This is a genomic window from Enterobacter cloacae complex sp. GF14B (genome assembly GCF_004136805.1).
Taxonomy (GTDB): Bacteria; Pseudomonadota; Gammaproteobacteria; order Enterobacterales; family Enterobacteriaceae; genus Enterobacter; species Enterobacter hormaechei_C.
This window is the reverse complement of sequence record NZ_QFRV01000007.1, coordinates 30,556-46,836: the sequence shown is the minus strand read 5'-3', so window position 1 is coordinate 46,836 and position 16,281 is coordinate 30,556. Positions and strand designations below refer to the sequence as shown.

Sequence of the window (16,281 nt, the reverse complement as noted above, 5' to 3'; positions counted from 1 at the left end):
AAACTCTGGCCCCCACCTCAAACTCTGAAAATAGCTGACCCAAGAGACCTGAATCGTTTTCCCAGTGTAACCCTTACGTAATTTTCTTACATGTATGCGATTACATTCACATTCTTCTGGATAAATTCACCAGAGATTAACCTTTTAAGAACATTTTCCCCATCCAAAAAGCGATTCCTGCGATAATCTGCCCGCCCTGTGACTGGAGTCGCAGCGTTTTCCGTTAGTAAGGGTTTTGACCAGATACGTAAATCTATGAGCCCCGTCGCGGTTAACATCCCCAGAAAAACCCTACAATTTCAGGCAGTACATATTGGCTAAGGAGCAGTGATATGCGTGTTAATGGTTTAACCCCGCAAGATCTCAAGGCTTATGGTATTCACGACGTCCAGGAAGTGGTCTACAACCCCGATTACGATACGCTGTATCAGGAAGAGCTCAATCCGGCACTGGAAGGATACGAGCGTGGTGTGTTGACGAACCTGGGTGCTATCGCCGTCGATACGGGTATTTTTACCGGTCGTTCGCCGAAAGATAAGTATATCGTCCGAGACGACACCACCCGCGATACGCTGTGGTGGGCTGATAAGGGCAAAGGTAAGAACGATAACAAACCGCTCTCCCCGGAAACCTGGCAGCATCTGAAAGGACTTGTCACCCATCAGCTTTCCGGCAAGCGTCTGTTTATTATTGATGCGTTCTGCGGCGCTAACGCCGACACCCGTCTCTCCGTACGATTTATCACCGAAGTGGCCTGGCAGGCGCATTTTGTGAAGAACATGTTCATTCGTCCAACCGATGAAGAACTGCAAGACTTCACCCCTGACTTTATCGTGATGAACGGCGCGAAATGCACCAACCCGCAGTGGAAAGAGCAGGGTCTGAACTCCGAAAACTTTATCGCCTTCAACCTGACCGAGCGTATCCAGCTGATCGGCGGTACCTGGTACGGCGGCGAAATGAAGAAAGGGATGTTCTCGGTCATGAACTACCTGCTGCCGTTGCGCGGTATCGCCTCCATGCACTGCTCGGCGAACGTCGGGGAAAAAGGCGATGTAGCAGTGTTCTTCGGCCTTTCCGGCACCGGTAAAACAACGCTGTCCACCGATCCAAAACGTCGTCTGATTGGCGACGATGAACATGGCTGGGATGATGACGGCGTGTTTAACTTTGAAGGCGGCTGCTACGCGAAGACCATTCGCCTGTCGGAAGAGGCAGAGCCGGATATCTACCACGCGATTCGCCGCGATGCGCTGCTGGAAAACGTCACCGTGCGTGCCGATGGCTCTATCGACTTCGACGATGCGTCTAAAACCGAAAACACCCGCGTCTCTTACCCGATCTACCACATCGAGAACATCGTCAAGCCGGTATCGAAGGCGGGTCACGCCACGAAGGTGATTTTCCTGACCGCAGATGCATTCGGCGTGCTGCCACCGGTTTCCCGCCTGACCGCCAGCCAGACGCAGTACCATTTCCTCTCCGGCTTTACCGCTAAACTGGCGGGTACCGAGCGCGGTGTGACCGAGCCAACCCCAACCTTCTCCGCCTGCTTCGGCGCGGCGTTCCTGTCGCTGCACCCAACGCAGTACGCGGAAGTGCTGGTGAAACGCATGCAGGCATCCGGCGCCCAGGCATACCTGGTAAACACCGGCTGGAACGGTACGGGCAAACGTATCTCCATCAAAGATACACGCGCCATCATCGACGCGATTCTGGATGGTTCGCTGGATAACGCCGAGACCTTTACGCTGCCGATGTTCGATCTGGCGATCCCAACAGCGCTGCCGGGCGTGGATACGCGTATCCTGGATCCGCGTAACACCTACGGTTCACCGGAACAGTGGCGTGAGAAGGCTGAATCGCTGGCGAAACTGTTTATCGAAAACTTCGAGAAGTATACCGACACCCCGGCGGGTGCTGCGCTGGTGAGTGCTGGACCGAAGCTGTAGGTAAAAGCAAAAAGGCAACGAAAGTTGCCTTTTTTAATGTTTTTTCCCTCTCCCCGTGGGAGAGGGCCGGGGTGAGGGCATCAGGCCCCACCCTTTTTTAACTCTCTTTCACCTGACCCCGTAAAACCGGCACCGGTAACCACGCACGAATGCTCAAACCACCCCGCTCGCTGGTGCCAATTTCCAGCAGTCCGTTATGGTTATCCACAATACGCTGCACAATCGCCAGGCCTAAGCCGGTTCCGCTGGTGCTGCGCGCGCTGTCGCCGCGCACAAATGGCTGGAACAGGTGCTTACGCTGCTCAGGCTTGATGCCCGGGCCATCGTCTTCCACCTGGAACCAGGCGCGGTTGAGTTCCGTACCGCTGCTGACTTTGATCCAGCCGTTGCCGTAGCGCGCCGCGTTGACCACCATATTCGCCACCGCGCGTTTAATGGAGAGCGGGTGCATACGTACCTGAATCTCACCTGCCTGAAGGTCGGTCGCAATTTCACGTTCGTAGCCGCTTTCGGCAGCAACCACTTCGCCCAGAACCGCATTCAGATCCGCCATCTCCATCGGCATCTCCTGCCCGGTGCGCAGGTAGTCGATAAACTGCTCGATGATGGCGTTACACTCTTCGATATCCTTGTTGATGGACTCTGCAAGATAGCCATCCTGCTCGCCCATCATCTCCGTCGCCAGCCGGATACGCGTCAGGGGCGTGCGAAGGTCATGGCTGACCCCCGCCATCAGCAGCGTACGGTCGTCCGCCAGCTGTTTAACGCCTGCCGCCATGTGGTTAAACGCACGCGTTACCGAGCGCACTTCCGATGCGCCATACTCGCGCAGCGGCGGTGGGATAATACCTTTACCGACCTGTAATGCCGCATGCTCCAGGTCGACCAGCGGTCGGTTCTGGATACGAATAAACAGCCATGCGCCGCCGATGGCCAGCAGCATGATCGCCAGGGTGTATCGGAACAGCGGTGAGAAGTCGCCCTGATGAATCTCGGTGAGCGGAACACGCACCCAGATGTTGGGTGACAGCCAGGTTTTCAGCCAGACAACCGGCGAGCTTTTATTGACCTCAACGCGCACTTCCGTCGGGCCGCCAAGCTGCTGCGCCATCTGCTGGCTGAGGAATTCATAGTGCTGCGCCCAGCGCAGGCCGGCATCTTCCGCCGCTTCGTTCGAGTAGAGAGAAATGCCCAGCTCACGGTAGATTTCCCGACGGAACGCCGGGGGAACAACCAACTGCGTGCCGTCCTCCAGTTGCAGTTTGTCGGTCATCAGCATACGCACTTCGTATGCCAGCACCTTATTAAACTGCTGGAGGCTCGGCAGGATTGCAAAGTTCAGCACCACCAGGTAGGTCGTCACCAGACTGACAAACAGCAGGGTGACGATCAATAACAGCGTGCGGGCAAACGAACTTCGCGGCGAGAAGCGCATTCGCCTCATGCTTTAGAGCCGTCCGGGACAAACACGTAGCCCAGACCCCAAACGGTCTGAATATAACGAGGATGCGCCGGATCTTCTTCCACCATACGACGCAGACGAGAGATTTGCACGTCGATAGAACGCTCCATCGCGGAGTATTCACGACCACGCGCCAGGTTCATCAGCTTGTCACGGGAGAGCGGCTCACGCGGGTGGCTGACCAGCGCTTTCAGCACCGCGAACTCACCGCTGGTGAGCGGCATTGGCTCATCTTCACGGAACATCTCACGGGTGCCGAGGTTCAGCTTGAACTTACCGAATGCAATGACGGCCTCTTCCTGAGATGGCGCGCCCGGCAGTTCGTTCGCCTGACGACGCAGCACGGCGCGAATACGCGCCAGCAGTTCACGCGGGTTAAACGGCTTTGGAATGTAGTCATCAGCGCCAATCTCAAGGCCGACAATACGGTCGACTTCTTCACCCTTCGCCGTCACCATGATGATCGGCATCGGGTTGCTCTGGCTGCGCAGACGGCGGCAAATAGAGAGCCCGTCTTCGCCAGGCAGCATCAGGTCCAACACCATCAGGTGGAAAGATTCACGCGTCAGCAGACGATCCATCTGTTCCGCGTTCGCGACGCTACGAACCTGGAAGCCCTGCTCGGTCAGATAACGTTCCAGCAGCGCACGCAGGCGCATGTCGTCATCTACGACCAGAATTTTGTAGTTCTCTTGCATTGTGTGTACTCCCAAAGGTTCGGATAAGCCTGGAACAGCGTATTCTAAAAAAGTGCACGGGTTCGACCAGCAAATTCTGGTATAAATTCTAGACGAAATTGTTACAAAGCATATTTAACAGCAGCTTATCTGTTCATTTCATCACATAAATCATTATTAATCTTGTCTGTTACACTGTGCGCTACGTATTGTGCGCAAAGACAGTTAACCGGCATTAAAGGCTGCACCATGAAAACGCCTCTGATCACCCGCGAAGGGTACGAGAAACTCAAAAAAGAGATGGATTACCTGTGGCGCGAAGAGCGTCCGGAAGTGACCAAAAAAGTCACCTGGGCCGCAAGTCTGGGCGACCGCAGCGAGAATGCGGACTATCAGTACAATAAAAAGCGACTGCGCGAAATCGATCGCCGGGTACGCTACCTGACGAAGTGTCTCGAGAATCTCAAAATTGTCGATTACTCCCCGCAGCAGGAAGGTAAAGTGTTCTTCGGCGCGTGGGTCGAAATTGAAAACGACAACGGCGATACCCTGCGTTTTCGTATCGTCGGCTATGATGAAATTTTCGGTCGTAAGGATTACATTTCTATCGATTCACCCATGGCCCGCGCCCTGCTGAAAAAAGAGGTGGGCGATTTAGCCGTTGTCCAGACGCCCGCAGGTGAAGCAAGCTGGTACGTCAACGAAATCGTGTATGTTAAATAGTCCGAGAGCGCCCTCCCCGGCTGGCATTTTTTGGTGTCAGCCCGTATAACTATCCCCCTGATTTTCGATCCACAAGATGAACTGACCATGATGAAAGAGTCGCTCTGCCGCATTATTGCGGGTGAACTTCAGGCCAGAGCCGAACAGGTAGAAGCTGCCGTTCGCCTGCTTGATGAAGGGAACACCGTGCCGTTTATTGCACGTTATCGTAAGGAAGTCACCGGCGGTCTGGATGACACGCAGCTGCGAAACCTTGAGACCCGTCTGGGCTATCTGCGCGAGCTGGAAGACCGACGTCAGGCGATCCTCAAATCTATCGGCGAGCAGGGCAAGCTGACCAGTGACCTGGAAAAAGCCATTAACGGTACCCTGAGTAAAACCGAACTCGAAGACCTCTATCTGCCGTACAAACCGAAGCGCCGCACGCGCGGGCAGATTGCGATCGAAGCCGGCCTTGAGCCACTGGCCGATCTGCTGTGGAACGAGCCGTCTCACGATCCGGAAACCGAAGCCGCCAAGTTTATCGACGCCGATAAAGGCGTAGCAGACACCAAAGCCGCGCTGGACGGTGCTCGCTATATTCTGATGGAGCGCTTCGCCGAAGACGCGGCGCTGCTGGCCAAAGTGCGTGATTACCTGTGGAAGAACGCGCATATCGTCTCCACCGTGGTGTCCGGCAAAGAGGAAGAAGGCGCGAAATTCCGCGACTATTTCGATCACCACGAACCCATTTCTACCGCGCCGTCTCACCGCGCGCTGGCGATGTTCCGCGGCCGTAACGAAGGCGTGCTGCAACTCTCCCTGAATGCCGATCCGCAGTTTGACGAGCCGCCAAAAGAGAGCCACTGCGAGCAGATCATTATGGATCATCTGGGCCTGCGCCTGAACAACGCACCGGCGGACAGCTGGCGCAAAGGCGTGGTGAGCTGGACCTGGCGCATTAAGGTGCTGATGCACCTCGAAACCGAGCTGATGGGCACCGTGCGCGAGCGCGCCGAAGACGAAGCGATCAACGTCTTCGCCCGTAACCTGCACGACCTGCTGATGGCTGCGCCAGCTGGCCTGCGCGCCACCATGGGTCTCGATCCGGGTCTGCGTACCGGCGTGAAGGTGGCCGTGGTTGACGGCACCGGCAAGCTGGTTGCCACCGACACCATTTACCCGCACACCGGTCAGGCAGCGAAAGCGGCTGTCGTCGTCGCCGCGCTGTGCGAGAAGTACAACGTTGAGCTGGTTGCCATCGGTAACGGTACGGCGTCCCGCGAAACCGAACGTTTCTATCTCGACGTGCAGAAGCAGTTCCCGAAAGTGACAGCGCAGAAAGTGATCGTCAGCGAAGCGGGGGCATCAGTCTACTCCGCCTCTGAGCTGGCAGCGCAGGAGTTCCCGGATCTGGACGTTTCCCTGCGCGGCGCGGTCTCTATCGCCCGTCGTTTGCAGGATCCGCTGGCGGAGCTGGTGAAGATCGACCCGAAATCCATCGGTGTGGGCCAGTATCAGCACGACGTGAGCCAGACGCAGCTGGCGCGCAAGCTGGATGCGGTAGTGGAAGACTGTGTTAACGCCGTCGGCGTGGACCTGAACACCGCTTCCGTTCCCCTGCTGACCCGCGTGGCGGGCCTGACCCGTATGATGGCACAGAATATCGTCGCCTGGCGTGATGAGAACGGTCAGTTCCAGAACCGCCAGCAGCTGCTGAAGGTGAGCCGTCTGGGGCCGAAAGCATTTGAGCAGTGCGCGGGTTTCCTGCGCATCAACCACGGCGATAACCCGCTGGATGCCTCTACCGTTCACCCGGAAGCGTACCCTGTTGTTGAGCGCATCCTGGCCGCGACTCAGCAGGCGCTTAAAGACCTGATGGGCGACAGCAGCGCGCTGCGTAACCTGAAAGCGGTGGATTTCACCGACGAACAGTTCGGTGTGCCGACGGTCACTGACATCATCAAAGAGCTGGAAAAACCGGGCCGCGATCCGCGTCCTGAGTTTAAAACCGCGACCTTTGCTGACGGCGTGGAAACCATGAACGACCTGCTGCCGGGCATGGTGCTGGAGGGGGCGGTAACCAACGTCACCAACTTTGGCGCGTTTGTGGATATTGGCGTGCATCAGGACGGTCTGGTGCATATCTCTTCCCTCGCCGACAAGTTCGTTGAAGATCCGCACACCGTGGTCAAAGCGGGCGACATCGTGAAGGTGAAAGTGCTGGAAGTGGATCTCCAGCGCAAGCGTATTGCCCTGACCATGCGTCTGGACGAGCAGCCGGGCGACACTAACGCGCGCCGTGGCGGTAATGGCGGTGGCCGTGAACAGCAGCGTCCGGCAGCGAAAGCCGCGAAGCCACGCGGACGTGACGCACAGCCAGCAGGCAACAGCGCGATGATGGATGCGCTGGCAGCGGCGATGGGTAAGAAACGCTAATACTGTAAATGCCCGGTGGCGCGACGCTTACCGGGCCTACGGTTTTGTAGGCCGGGCAAACGCAGTGCCGCCCGGCAAGCAGGCCGCAGGGAATTAAAATAAATAAGTTGTATCCATATTTAAACCACGAATTATCACCTCATTAACAAATAGCCTTCTTTTTATTTTCACCTCAATTTCGCAAATATTGAGCAAGGTCAAGCAGACCGCAAATTAATACGATTAACAACATCCCGTCACATTTTTATTATTGCTGATAAAAACTATTCTCATTATCATCGCAGTGTAGATTATTTAACCTCTCGTGGAATCAGGCGCTATGCAATTCACTCCAGACAGTGCGTGGAAAATTATCGGTTTTACCCGTGAGATAAGCCCGGCCTATCGGCAGAAGCTGCTGTCCCTGGGCATGCTACCCGGCTCATCGTTCCAGGTGGTGCGCGTTGCGCCGTTGGGCGATCCTGTTCATATCGAAACCCGACGCGTTAATCTGGTTCTGCGTAAAAAAGACCTCGCATTAATTGAAGTTGAATCTTTATCCCGTTAACAAGCCAGCGGTTTCAGTGAGTCTATTACAATGAAAAAATTAACTATTGGCTTAATTGGCAATCCTAATTCCGGCAAGACAACCTTATTTAATCAGTTAACCGGCGCACGCCAGCGTGTGGGAAATTGGGCAGGCGTGACGGTGGAACGCAAAGAGGGCCAGTTCTCTACAACAGATAATCAGGTCACGCTGGTTGATTTACCGGGGACCTATTCACTCACCACGATTTCATCCCAGACCTCACTCGATGAGCAAATTGCCTGCCACTATATTCTGAGCGGCGACGCGGATCTGCTCATCAATGTGGTGGATGCCTCCAATCTCGAACGAAATTTGTATCTCACGTTACAACTGCTGGAGCTGGGTATTCCCTGCATCGTGGCGCTTAACATGCTCGACATCGCCGAGAAGCAAAAGCTGCGCATCGACGTCGACGCCCTCTCCGCCCGTCTGGGCTGCCCGGTGGTTCCGCTGGTTTCTACCCGCGCACGCGGCATTGACGCCCTGAAGCTGGCGATTGACCGCCACACGGGCAATGCCGACGTCGAACTGGTGCACTACGCCCAACCCCTGCTGCGCGAAGCCGGGCAACTGGCGCAGGAGATGGACAACAGCATGCCCGCCAGACAACGTCTGTGGCTTGGCCTGCAAATGCTGGAAGGCGATATCTACAGCCGCGCCTACGCAGGCGATGCGGCGGATAAGCTGGGCGTCGCGCAGGCTCGCCTGAGCGACGAGCTGGACGATCCCGCTCTGCATATTGCGGATGCGCGCTATCAGGCCATCGCCGCTATCTGTGACGTGGTCAGCAATGCATTAACCGCTGAACCCAGCCGCTTCACCGCCGCCGTAGATAAGATTGTGCTCAACCGCTTCCTAGGTTTGCCGATCTTTTTACTGGTGATGTACGTGATGTTCCTGCTCGCCATTAACATCGGCGGTGCATTACAACCTATCTTTGATGGCGGCTCTGTCGCTATCTTCGTGCACGGTATTCAGTGGCTGGGCTACACCCTCCACTTCCCGGAATGGTTGACCATCTTCCTTGCGCAGGGGATCGGCGGCGGGATCAACACCGTCCTGCCGCTGGTGCCGCAGATCGGCATGATGTACCTGTTCCTCTCCTTCCTTGAGGATTCCGGCTACATGGCGCGCGCGGCCTTCGTAATGGACCGCCTGATGCAGGCGCTGGGGCTGCCGGGCAAATCGTTCGTGCCGCTGATTGTCGGTTTTGGCTGCAACGTGCCGTCAGTCATGGGCGCGCGTACGCTGGATGCCCCGCGCGAACGCCTGATGACCATCATGATGGCGCCGTTCATGTCCTGCGGCGCGCGTCTGGCGATCTTCGCGGTCTTTGCCGCGGCGTTCTTTGGTCAGGAAGGGGCGCTGGCCGTCTTCTCCCTGTATGTGCTGGGTATCGTGATGGCTATTCTCACCGGCCTGATGCTGAAGCACACCATCATGCGTGGCGAAGCGTCGCCGTTCGTGATGGAACTGCCGGTTTATCACGTTCCGCATCTGAAAAGCCTGATTATTCAGACATGGCAGCGCCTGAAGGGCTTCGTTCTGCGCGCCGGTAAGGTGATTGTGGTGGTCAGCATTTTCCTGAGCGCCCTGAACAGCTTCACCCTGAGCGGCCAGGCCGCGGACAACATTAATGACTCTGCCCTGGCCTCCGTCAGCCGGATCATTACGCCGGTCTTCAAACCGATTGGCGTTCAGGAAGACAACTGGCAGGCAACCGTGGGCCTGTTCACCGGCGCGATGGCAAAAGAGGTGGTTGTCGGCACCCTGAACACGCTTTACACCGCGGAAAACATCCAGGAAGAGGAGTTCAACCCGGCAGCGTTCAACCTCGGCGATGAACTGCTTGGCGCGGTGGAAGAGACCTGGCAGAGCCTGAAAGACACCTTCAGCCTGAGCGTACTGGCGAACCCGATTGAAGCCAGCAAAGGCGACGGCGAAATGGCGACCGGAGCAATGGGCGTGATGGGCCAGAAATTTGGCAGCGCGTCGGCGGCCTACAGCTACCTGATCTTCGTCCTGCTCTATATTCCGTGCATCTCGGTCATGGGCGCCATTGCCCGTGAGTCCAGCCGCGGCTGGATGGGCTTCTCCATTCTGTGGGGGCTGAACATTGCCTACTCGCTGGCGACCGTGTTTTATCAGGCCGTCAATTACAGCCAGCATCCGCGCTACAGCCTGGTCTGTATCCTCGCGGTGATCCTGTTTAACGTAATGGTGATTGGCCTGCTGCGCCGGGCGCGTAGCCGCGTTGACGTTAACCTGCTGGCAACGCGCAAAACCCCAACGACCTGCTGTAACAGCCCAGCAGGCGACTGTCACTGAGGGGAAAAAGATGGCATCGTTGATTCAGGTTCGTGACTTACTGGCGTTACAGGGACGAATGGAGGCGAAGCAGCTCAGCCTCAGCCTGCATACGCCGCAGCCGATGATCGATGCCATGCTGGAAAGGCTGGAGGCGATGGGGAAAGCCGTGCGCATTCAGGAAGAGCCGGACGGTTGTCTGTCCGGCAGTTGTAAGAGTTGTCCTGAAGGCAAAGCCTGTCTCAGGGAGTGGTGGACGCTTCGCTGATAAAACCGGACAGCGCCGAACAAAACTCAGCAGGATGAGAGATGAACGGCGCATGTGCCGCTTTGGCAACCACCATTGATTTACTCTCCGGCCACAGCGCATCCAGCAGCGGAACCACCTTGCGCGGAACCAGTCCATCCAGATAGCCATAAATACGCAGATGCGGCACCGTTAACGACGCCAGCGGCTCGCGCAGATCGGCCGTTTTCAGGATCTCCAGTCCACCGTTCAGCACCTCAACCTCCGGCATCGGCAGAGAAAGCACCGTCTGCTTCAACGTCCGTGCGTCCTGACGGGCGGTTTCTGTTCCCATGGTTTGTAGCGCCAGAAAACGCTCCACCGTCCGCTGGAAGTCTTCGCTCAGCTGATGCTGGAACCCGGCCAGCACCTCGGGTTTAATGCCCGGCCACGCCTCGCGGGCGCTGAAACAGGGTGATGAGGCAACGGTGATCAGCGCCTGGACCCGCTCAGGATGGCGCAGCGCAATCTGGCTTACCACCAGCCCGCCCAGGCTCCAGCCGAGCCAGACGGCTTTTTGCGGCGCCGCTTCCAGAACCTGCTCCGCCATGTCGTCAAGCGTCATCGCGCCATAGCCGTGGCTACGGCCATAGCCCGGTAGATCCACCAGGTGTACCGTGAATTGCGAGGCCAGTTCCTCACTTATGCAACGCCACACTTCGGCGTTCAGTCCCCATCCGTGCAGCAGCACAAGATGACAATTTCCCGTCCCAACGGTCTGCCACCACAGCGTCTTCATCAGTTAACGTTCTCTTTTTTCACATGGAGGTTGCGTATGCTAACAGTGCCCGGCTTGTGCTGGCTATGCCGAATGCCACTTGCGATGAGCGCGTGGGGCGTCTGTTCCGTTTGCACGCGAGCGCTGGGTTACCTGAAGGGCTGTCCGCAATGCGGCTTGCCTGCCGTCAGCCAGACGCTTCCCTGCGGCCGATGCCTGAAAAAAGCGCCGCCGTGGAGCGCGCTGGTGGCGGTGGATGATTATGTATTGCCGCTGAGTCGTCTGGTTCATCAGTTCAAATTTTCCAGCCAGATCGCGCTGGCGCAGCCGCTGGCACGCCTGTTATTACTGGCGGTATTGCAGGCGCGAAGAACGCGAGGACTGCCGCCGGTCGACACGCTTGTGAACGTCCCACTGTTTCAGCGCCGCCACTGGCGGCGGGGATACAATCAAAGCGACCTGCTGTGTCGTCCGCTCGCCCACTGGCTGGGTTGCCGGTACCCCGCCTCTGCACTGAAACGTACTCATGCCACTGCCGTTCAGCACCGGCTCAACGCCCGGTCGCGCAAAAGGAACCTGAAAAACGCCTTTCGCCTTGAATTGCCGGTCAACGGCCTCCATATCGCGATTGTGGATGATGTCGTCACCACGGGCAGTACCGTGGCTGAACTTTCCCGACTGCTTTTGCAAAGCGGCGCCGCGTCAGTTCAGGTATGGTGTCTGTGCCGTACCTTGTAGCCCTTCTTCAATGGGCGTATGATTATACCCAGGTAATTTAGTCAACTATTAGGCCAAAGCTATGATCCGTATTTCCGATTCTGCACAAGCGCACTTTGCCAAACTGCTGGCAAATCAGGAAGAAGGGACGCAGATCCGCGTGTTTGTGATCAATCCAGGCACTCCGAATGCAGAATGTGGTGTCTCTTATTGTCCTCCGGATGCAGTGGAAGCAACTGACACTGCCCTTAAATTTGAACAGCTCACCGCGTACGTTGATGAGCTGAGCGCGCCGTATCTTGAAGATGCGGAGATTGATTTCGTCACCGACCAGCTGGGTTCTCAGCTGACGCTGAAGGCACCGAACGCGAAAATGCGTAAAGTCTCTGACGATGCCCCGCTGATGGAGCGTGTGGAATATCTGCTGCAATCGCAGATCAACCCGCAGCTGGCCGGCCACGGGGGGCGTGTTTCCCTGATGGAAATCACCGAAGATGGTCTGGCAATCCTGCAATTCGGCGGCGGCTGTAACGGCTGCTCCATGGTCGATGTCACTCTGAAAGAAGGGATCGAGAAGCAGCTGCTGAACGAATTCCCGGAACTGAAAGGCGTGCGCGATCTGACAGAGCACCAGCGCGGCGAGCACTCCTACTACTGATTCAGTGCCCGTCTGTATTGCCCGGTGGCGCTGCGCTTACCGGGCCTACATTTTCTTGCCTCCCCCTCTATATGTTGACCTGCGTCTCATAATTCAAATTTTGCCTCCCTGGGTGATTCTCAATCACATCATGTTACCCGTATCATTCTCGTGGGCACTCAACACCCTTATAACAGCCGACTAAACTTAACGTTTTCGCAGGCATCAGTATGAGTGCCGTTAACACTCTGTTCCCAGTTGGGACAACCGGAATTTGTCGTTGAAACAATGACGTTACCCATAACAATTCAAAGGCCAGGTCAATCATGCCATTAGTCATCGTCGCTATCGGTGTTGTGTTATTACTGCTCTTGATGATCCGCTTCAAAATGAACGGATTTATCGCTCTGGTTCTGGTGGCACTTGCAGTCGGTCTGATGCAGGGAATGCCGCTGGTTAAAGTTATCAGCTCCATTAAAGCCGGTGTCGGCGGTACGCTCGGCAGCCTGGCGCTGATCATGGGCTTCGGCGCCATGCTCGGTAAAATGCTCGCGGACTGCGGTGGCGCGCAGCGTATTGCCACTACCCTTATCGATAAATTTGGCAAGCAGCACATCCAGTGGGCGGTGGTGTTAACCGGTTTTACCGTCGGTTTCGCACTGTTCTATGAAGTGGGCTTCGTTCTGATGCTGCCGCTGGTGTTCACCATCGCCGCTGCCGCCAACATCCCACTGCTGTTCGTGGGCGTGCCGATGGCTGCGGCGCTGTCCGTCACCCACGGTTTCCTGCCGCCGCACCCGGGTCCAACGGCTATCGCCACCATCTTCCACGCCGATATGGGTAAAACCCTGCTGTTCGGTACGATTCTGGCGATCCCGACGGTGATTCTGGCAGGCCCGGTGTATGCGCGCTTCCTGAAAGGCATCGATAAGCCTATCCCGGAAGGGCTGTACAGCGCCAAAACCTTTACTGAAGAAGAGATGCCAGGCTTTGGCGTCAGCGTCTGGACCTCACTGGTACCGGTGATCCTGATGGCGATGCGTGCCATAGCAGAGATGGTTCTGCCGAAAGGTCACGCGTTCCTGTCCGTTGCGGAGTTCCTGGGCGACCCGGTAATGGCAACGCTGATTGCGGTATTGATTGCGATGTTTACCTTCGGTCTTAACCGCGGTCGCTCCATGGATCAGATCAACGATACGCTGACCTCTTCCATCAAAATCATCGCCATGATGCTGCTGATCATCGGCGGCGGCGGCGCGTTCAAGCAGGTGCTGGTCGACAGCGGCGTGGATAAATACATCGCTGCCATGATGCACGAAACCAACGTCTCTCCGCTGCTGATGGCGTGGTCTATCGCCGCCGTTCTGCGTATTGCGCTGGGCTCTGCGACCGTTGCGGCGATTACCGCAGGCGGCATCGTGGCACCGCTGATTGCCACGACGGGCGTCAGCCCTGAACTGATGGTTATCGCGGTCGGTTCGGGCAGCGTGATTTTCTCCCACGTGAACGATCCGGGCTTCTGGCTGTTCAAGGAGTACTTCAACCTGACCATCGGTGAAACCATCAAGTCCTGGTCCGCGCTGGAAACCATTATTTCGGTGTGCGGTCTGGTCGGAGTGCTGCTGTTGAATATGGTGGTTTGATGTAAAAAGCCGGGTAGCGCTGACGCTTACCCGGCCTACATTCTATTCCCTCTCCCTCTGGGAGAGGGTTAGGGTGAGGGTGAAACTACCGCTTATTACCCACCGCTCTTCTGCGCTTGTCCAAATCCTTAATCAACCTGTTCACCCCGTCATCGGCGAACATCGCTTCAAGCGTTGTGGACAGTTTGCGTCGCCAGTTTTTGTATTGATAGCTGGTGCCGGGGATGTTTACCGGCTCCGCCATATCAATCCAGTCTTCCGGTTGCAGACCGAGCAATGCGCTGTTGCTGTCGGCAATATAGCGCTGTAAGCCACGATTAAGCGTTGGCGTCATCGACATCAGCGACGCCTTATGCCCGGCGCGCTTCGGCAGACAGCCATGTTTATGCAGCGCGTCCAGCAGCCCCTGCTTCGCCAGCTCGCGATCCTGATATAGCCCGCGCAGAACCTCTTCATCCGGGTAGAGACCTAACGTTTTGCCGAGCGTCAGGTCGCCGCTTTCCCAGTAGCCTCTGAGCGTAGGAAGATCATGCGTCGTCGCGACTGCCATTGACTGTTCAGGGTACGCTTTCGGCGCGCGGAAGGTTTTCTCATGGTCGTTTTCAAAATACAGCACTTTGTAGGAGTAGACGCCGCTGTCGCGGAGCTTACTGACAATTTCCACCGGCACGGTTCCGAGATCTTCGCCAATCACCATGCACTGATGACGTTTACTCTCCAGCGCGAGGATTGAGAGCAAATCGTCCACCGGATATTGCACGTACGCCCCGTGGTCAGCCGTTTCACCGTACGGGATCCACCACAGGCGCAGCACGGACATCACGTGGTCGATACGCAACGCGCCGCAGTTCTGCATGTTAGCGCGCAGCAGGTCGATAAACGGCTCGTAGGCACGCGCCGCCATCACGTGCGGATCCATTGGCGGTAAGCCCCAGTTCTGACCAAGCGGGCCCAGAATATCCGGCGGCGCACCCACCGAAGCATTCAGGCAGTAAAGCTCGCGGTCACACCAGGTTTCCGCCCCGCCTTCCGCCACGCCGACGGCCAGATCGCGATACAGCCCGATCGGCATGTTATAGCCCTGGCTCACCTGCCAGCAGGCGGCAAACTGGCTGTACGCCAGCCACTGCAACCAGAGATAGAAATCCACCTCGTCGGCATGCGTCTCACAGAACGCCTTCACTTCCGGGGTATCCACGGACTGATACGCTTCCGGCCACACCGGCCAGCCCCAGCGCATCTCATCCTCCTGGACCTGATACGCATGCAGCGCATCAAACGCTGCCTGCCAGTAAAGGCTCTCGCCTTCCTGCATCACAAACTGGCGGAAGGCTGCCATCTGCTCGTCGTCACGCTTCGCAAAGCCCTTCCATGCCAGACGCAGCGCCGCCATTTTCAGCGCGGTCACGGAGGCATAATCGACCCAGTCCGCATCGCGGGCCTGTTTCAGCATCTGTTGGGTGGTCTCAAGCTTCCACCACGCCTGCGCCTCTTTGCTGTTTTTGAAATCGTCTAACGCGTTAACGTCGATGTAGATCACGTTCAGCCAGCGGCGGGAAGACGGGCTGTACGGGCTGGCGCTTTCCGGGTTGGCCGGATAGAGGGCGTGGATCGGGTTGAGGCCGATGAACGCGCCGCCGCGCTCGCCCACGGATGCCAGCATCTTTTTCAGGTCGCCAAAATCGCCAATGCCCCAGTTGCTGTCCGAACGCAGGGTATAGAGCTGCACGCAGGCGCCCCACAGCTTTTTGCCTTCAAGCAGCGCCTGCGGCTCATAGCAACGCTTTGGCGCCACGATCACCCGACAGTGAAAACGCTGGTCGTCCCGGGTAAGCGTAAGCGTGTGGTAGCCCTCCGGCAGCTTCGCCGGAAGGTTAAGGGTTTTGCCGCCTGTGGCATGGCCTTTGTGCTGATGCCCCTCTTCGGTGGTGAGCAGCCAGCTGAACTCGCCGCGCCCTTCCACCGCCAGCGGCATCTTTTTGCCCGCGGTAAAGACCTTCACGTTCGGCACCGGCGCACCCGACGCTTTCGCGTCGGTTTTGTGCATGGCATCCAGCAAACGTCTTTTGGTGTCCGCACCAATAGACTGCGGTTTGCCGTGCGCATTGATGTAACTGAGGCTAATTCCCGCCGCCTGCGCGGCACTGTCCAGACGTTTACTCTCCATCGCGCT

Annotated in this window: 13 protein-coding genes; 9 read left to right on the top strand and 4 right to left on the bottom strand. The window is 57.0% G+C overall.

The window, feature by feature from the left end; genetic code table 11:
- Positions 1-332 precede the first annotated feature (332 nt).
- Entirely contained in the window at positions 333-1,952 is a 1,620-nt protein-coding gene (gene pckA, locus DD606_RS04075; protein ID WP_003861616.1) for a phosphoenolpyruvate carboxykinase (ATP), read from the top strand.
- A gap of 97 nt (positions 1,953-2,049) precedes the next feature.
- Here the strand turns inward: pckA and envZ are convergent, their stop codons facing one another.
- Together envZ and ompR are read right to left on the bottom strand one after the other, a co-directional pair.
- Positions 2,050-3,396, bottom strand: a complete 1,347-nt coding sequence (gene envZ, locus DD606_RS04070) for a two-component system sensor histidine kinase EnvZ (protein WP_003861615.1) — start codon at positions 3,394-3,396, stop codon at positions 2,050-2,052.
- A complete protein-coding gene (ompR, locus tag DD606_RS04065; protein ID WP_001157751.1) occupies positions 3,393-4,112 on the bottom strand; it encodes a two-component system response regulator OmpR in 720 nt (239 codons plus the stop codon). The genes envZ and ompR overlap by 4 nt, the downstream gene beginning before the upstream one ends.
- Before the next feature lie 228 nt (positions 4,113-4,340).
- Between ompR and greB the strand changes: the two genes are divergently transcribed.
- The 5 genes from greB (at position 4,341) to feoC (ending at position 10,375) form a co-directional block, all read left to right on the top strand.
- Positions 4,341-4,814 (top strand): transcription elongation factor GreB, encoded by a 474-nt coding sequence (gene greB / locus DD606_RS04060; RefSeq protein WP_003861614.1) that lies wholly within the window; start codon positions 4,341-4,343, stop codon positions 4,812-4,814.
- Positions 4,815-4,901: 87 nt separating this feature from the next.
- On the top strand, positions 4,902-7,232 hold the full coding sequence (locus DD606_RS04055; protein WP_023314958.1) for a Tex family protein: 2,331 nt from the start codon (positions 4,902-4,904) through the stop codon (positions 7,230-7,232).
- A 319-nt stretch (positions 7,233-7,551) separates the two neighbouring features.
- The gene (gene feoA, locus DD606_RS04050; protein WP_003861611.1) at positions 7,552-7,779 is read left to right on the top strand and encodes a ferrous iron transporter A; all 228 of its coding nucleotides are present in this window, start codon (positions 7,552-7,554) and stop codon (positions 7,777-7,779) included.
- Between the two features lie 30 nt (positions 7,780-7,809).
- Positions 7,810-10,128 carry a Fe(2+) transporter permease subunit FeoB gene (feoB, locus tag DD606_RS04045; RefSeq protein ID WP_129258259.1) on the top strand — a complete coding sequence of 773 codons (2,319 nt, stop codon included), beginning with the start codon at positions 7,810-7,812 and terminating at the stop codon, positions 10,126-10,128.
- A gap of 10 nt (positions 10,129-10,138) precedes the next feature.
- A complete protein-coding gene (feoC, locus tag DD606_RS04040) occupies positions 10,139-10,375 on the top strand; it encodes a [Fe-S]-dependent transcriptional repressor FeoC (RefSeq protein ID WP_017384148.1) in 237 nt (78 codons plus the stop codon).
- On the opposite strand, the gene bioH is transcribed toward feoC, so the two are convergent.
- Positions 10,350-11,132, bottom strand: a complete 783-nt coding sequence (gene bioH / locus DD606_RS04035; RefSeq protein WP_003861604.1) for a pimeloyl-ACP methyl ester esterase BioH — start codon at positions 11,130-11,132, stop codon at positions 10,350-10,352. The genes feoC and bioH overlap by 26 nt on opposite strands.
- Before the next feature lie 36 nt (positions 11,133-11,168).
- Here bioH and gntX point away from each other — a divergent pair, with 36 nt between their 5' ends.
- From gntX to gntT, 3 genes are all read left to right on the top strand, one after another.
- Positions 11,169-11,849, top strand: coding sequence for a DNA utilization protein GntX (gene gntX / locus DD606_RS04030; RefSeq protein WP_003861603.1), 681 nt, complete (start codon positions 11,169-11,171; stop codon positions 11,847-11,849).
- A gap of 61 nt (positions 11,850-11,910) precedes the next feature.
- Positions 11,911-12,486: a Fe-S biogenesis protein NfuA gene (nfuA, locus tag DD606_RS04025; RefSeq protein ID WP_003861601.1), complete on the top strand. Its 576-nt coding sequence runs from the start codon at positions 11,911-11,913 to the stop codon at positions 12,484-12,486.
- 305 nt (positions 12,487-12,791) lie between these two features.
- Positions 12,792-14,108, top strand: a complete 1,317-nt coding sequence (gene gntT, locus DD606_RS04020) for a gluconate transporter (RefSeq protein WP_003861600.1) — start codon at positions 12,792-12,794, stop codon at positions 14,106-14,108.
- Between the two features lie 85 nt (positions 14,109-14,193).
- Here gntT and malQ read toward each other — a convergent pair whose 3' ends face one another.
- The gene (gene malQ / locus DD606_RS04015; protein ID WP_032660629.1) at positions 14,194-16,275 is read right to left on the bottom strand and encodes a 4-alpha-glucanotransferase; all 2,082 of its coding nucleotides are present in this window, start codon (positions 16,273-16,275) and stop codon (positions 14,194-14,196) included.
- Between the last annotated feature and the right edge of the window lie 6 nt (positions 16,276-16,281).

Bases quoted from the DNA above. Each gene is read 5' to 3' on its own strand.
- bioH (WP_003861604.1), bottom strand. From the start codon at position 11,132: ATGAAGACGCTGTGGTGGCAGACCGTTGGGACGGGAAATTGTCATCTT.
- feoB (WP_129258259.1), top strand. From the start codon at position 7,810: ATGAAAAAATTAACTATTGGCTTAATTGGCAATCCTAATTCCGGCAAG.
- feoA (WP_003861611.1), top strand. From the start codon at position 7,552: ATGCAATTCACTCCAGACAGTGCGTGGAAAATTATCGGTTTTACCCGT.
- ompR (WP_001157751.1), bottom strand. From the start codon at position 4,112: ATGCAAGAGAACTACAAAATTCTGGTCGTAGATGACGACATGCGCCTG.
- greB (WP_003861614.1), top strand. From the start codon at position 4,341: ATGAAAACGCCTCTGATCACCCGCGAAGGGTACGAGAAACTCAAAAAA.
- DD606_RS04055 (WP_023314958.1), top strand. From the start codon at position 4,902: ATGATGAAAGAGTCGCTCTGCCGCATTATTGCGGGTGAACTTCAGGCC.
- gntX (WP_003861603.1), top strand. From the start codon at position 11,169: ATGCTAACAGTGCCCGGCTTGTGCTGGCTATGCCGAATGCCACTTGCG.
- feoC (WP_017384148.1), top strand. From the start codon at position 10,139: ATGGCATCGTTGATTCAGGTTCGTGACTTACTGGCGTTACAGGGACGA.
- nfuA (WP_003861601.1), top strand. From the start codon at position 11,911: ATGATCCGTATTTCCGATTCTGCACAAGCGCACTTTGCCAAACTGCTG.
- malQ (WP_032660629.1), bottom strand. From the start codon at position 16,275: ATGGAGAGTAAACGTCTGGACAGTGCCGCGCAGGCGGCGGGAATTAGC.
- pckA (WP_003861616.1), top strand. From the start codon at position 333: ATGCGTGTTAATGGTTTAACCCCGCAAGATCTCAAGGCTTATGGTATT.
- envZ (WP_003861615.1), bottom strand. From the start codon at position 3,396: ATGAGGCGAATGCGCTTCTCGCCGCGAAGTTCGTTTGCCCGCACGCTG.
- gntT (WP_003861600.1), top strand. From the start codon at position 12,792: ATGCCATTAGTCATCGTCGCTATCGGTGTTGTGTTATTACTGCTCTTG.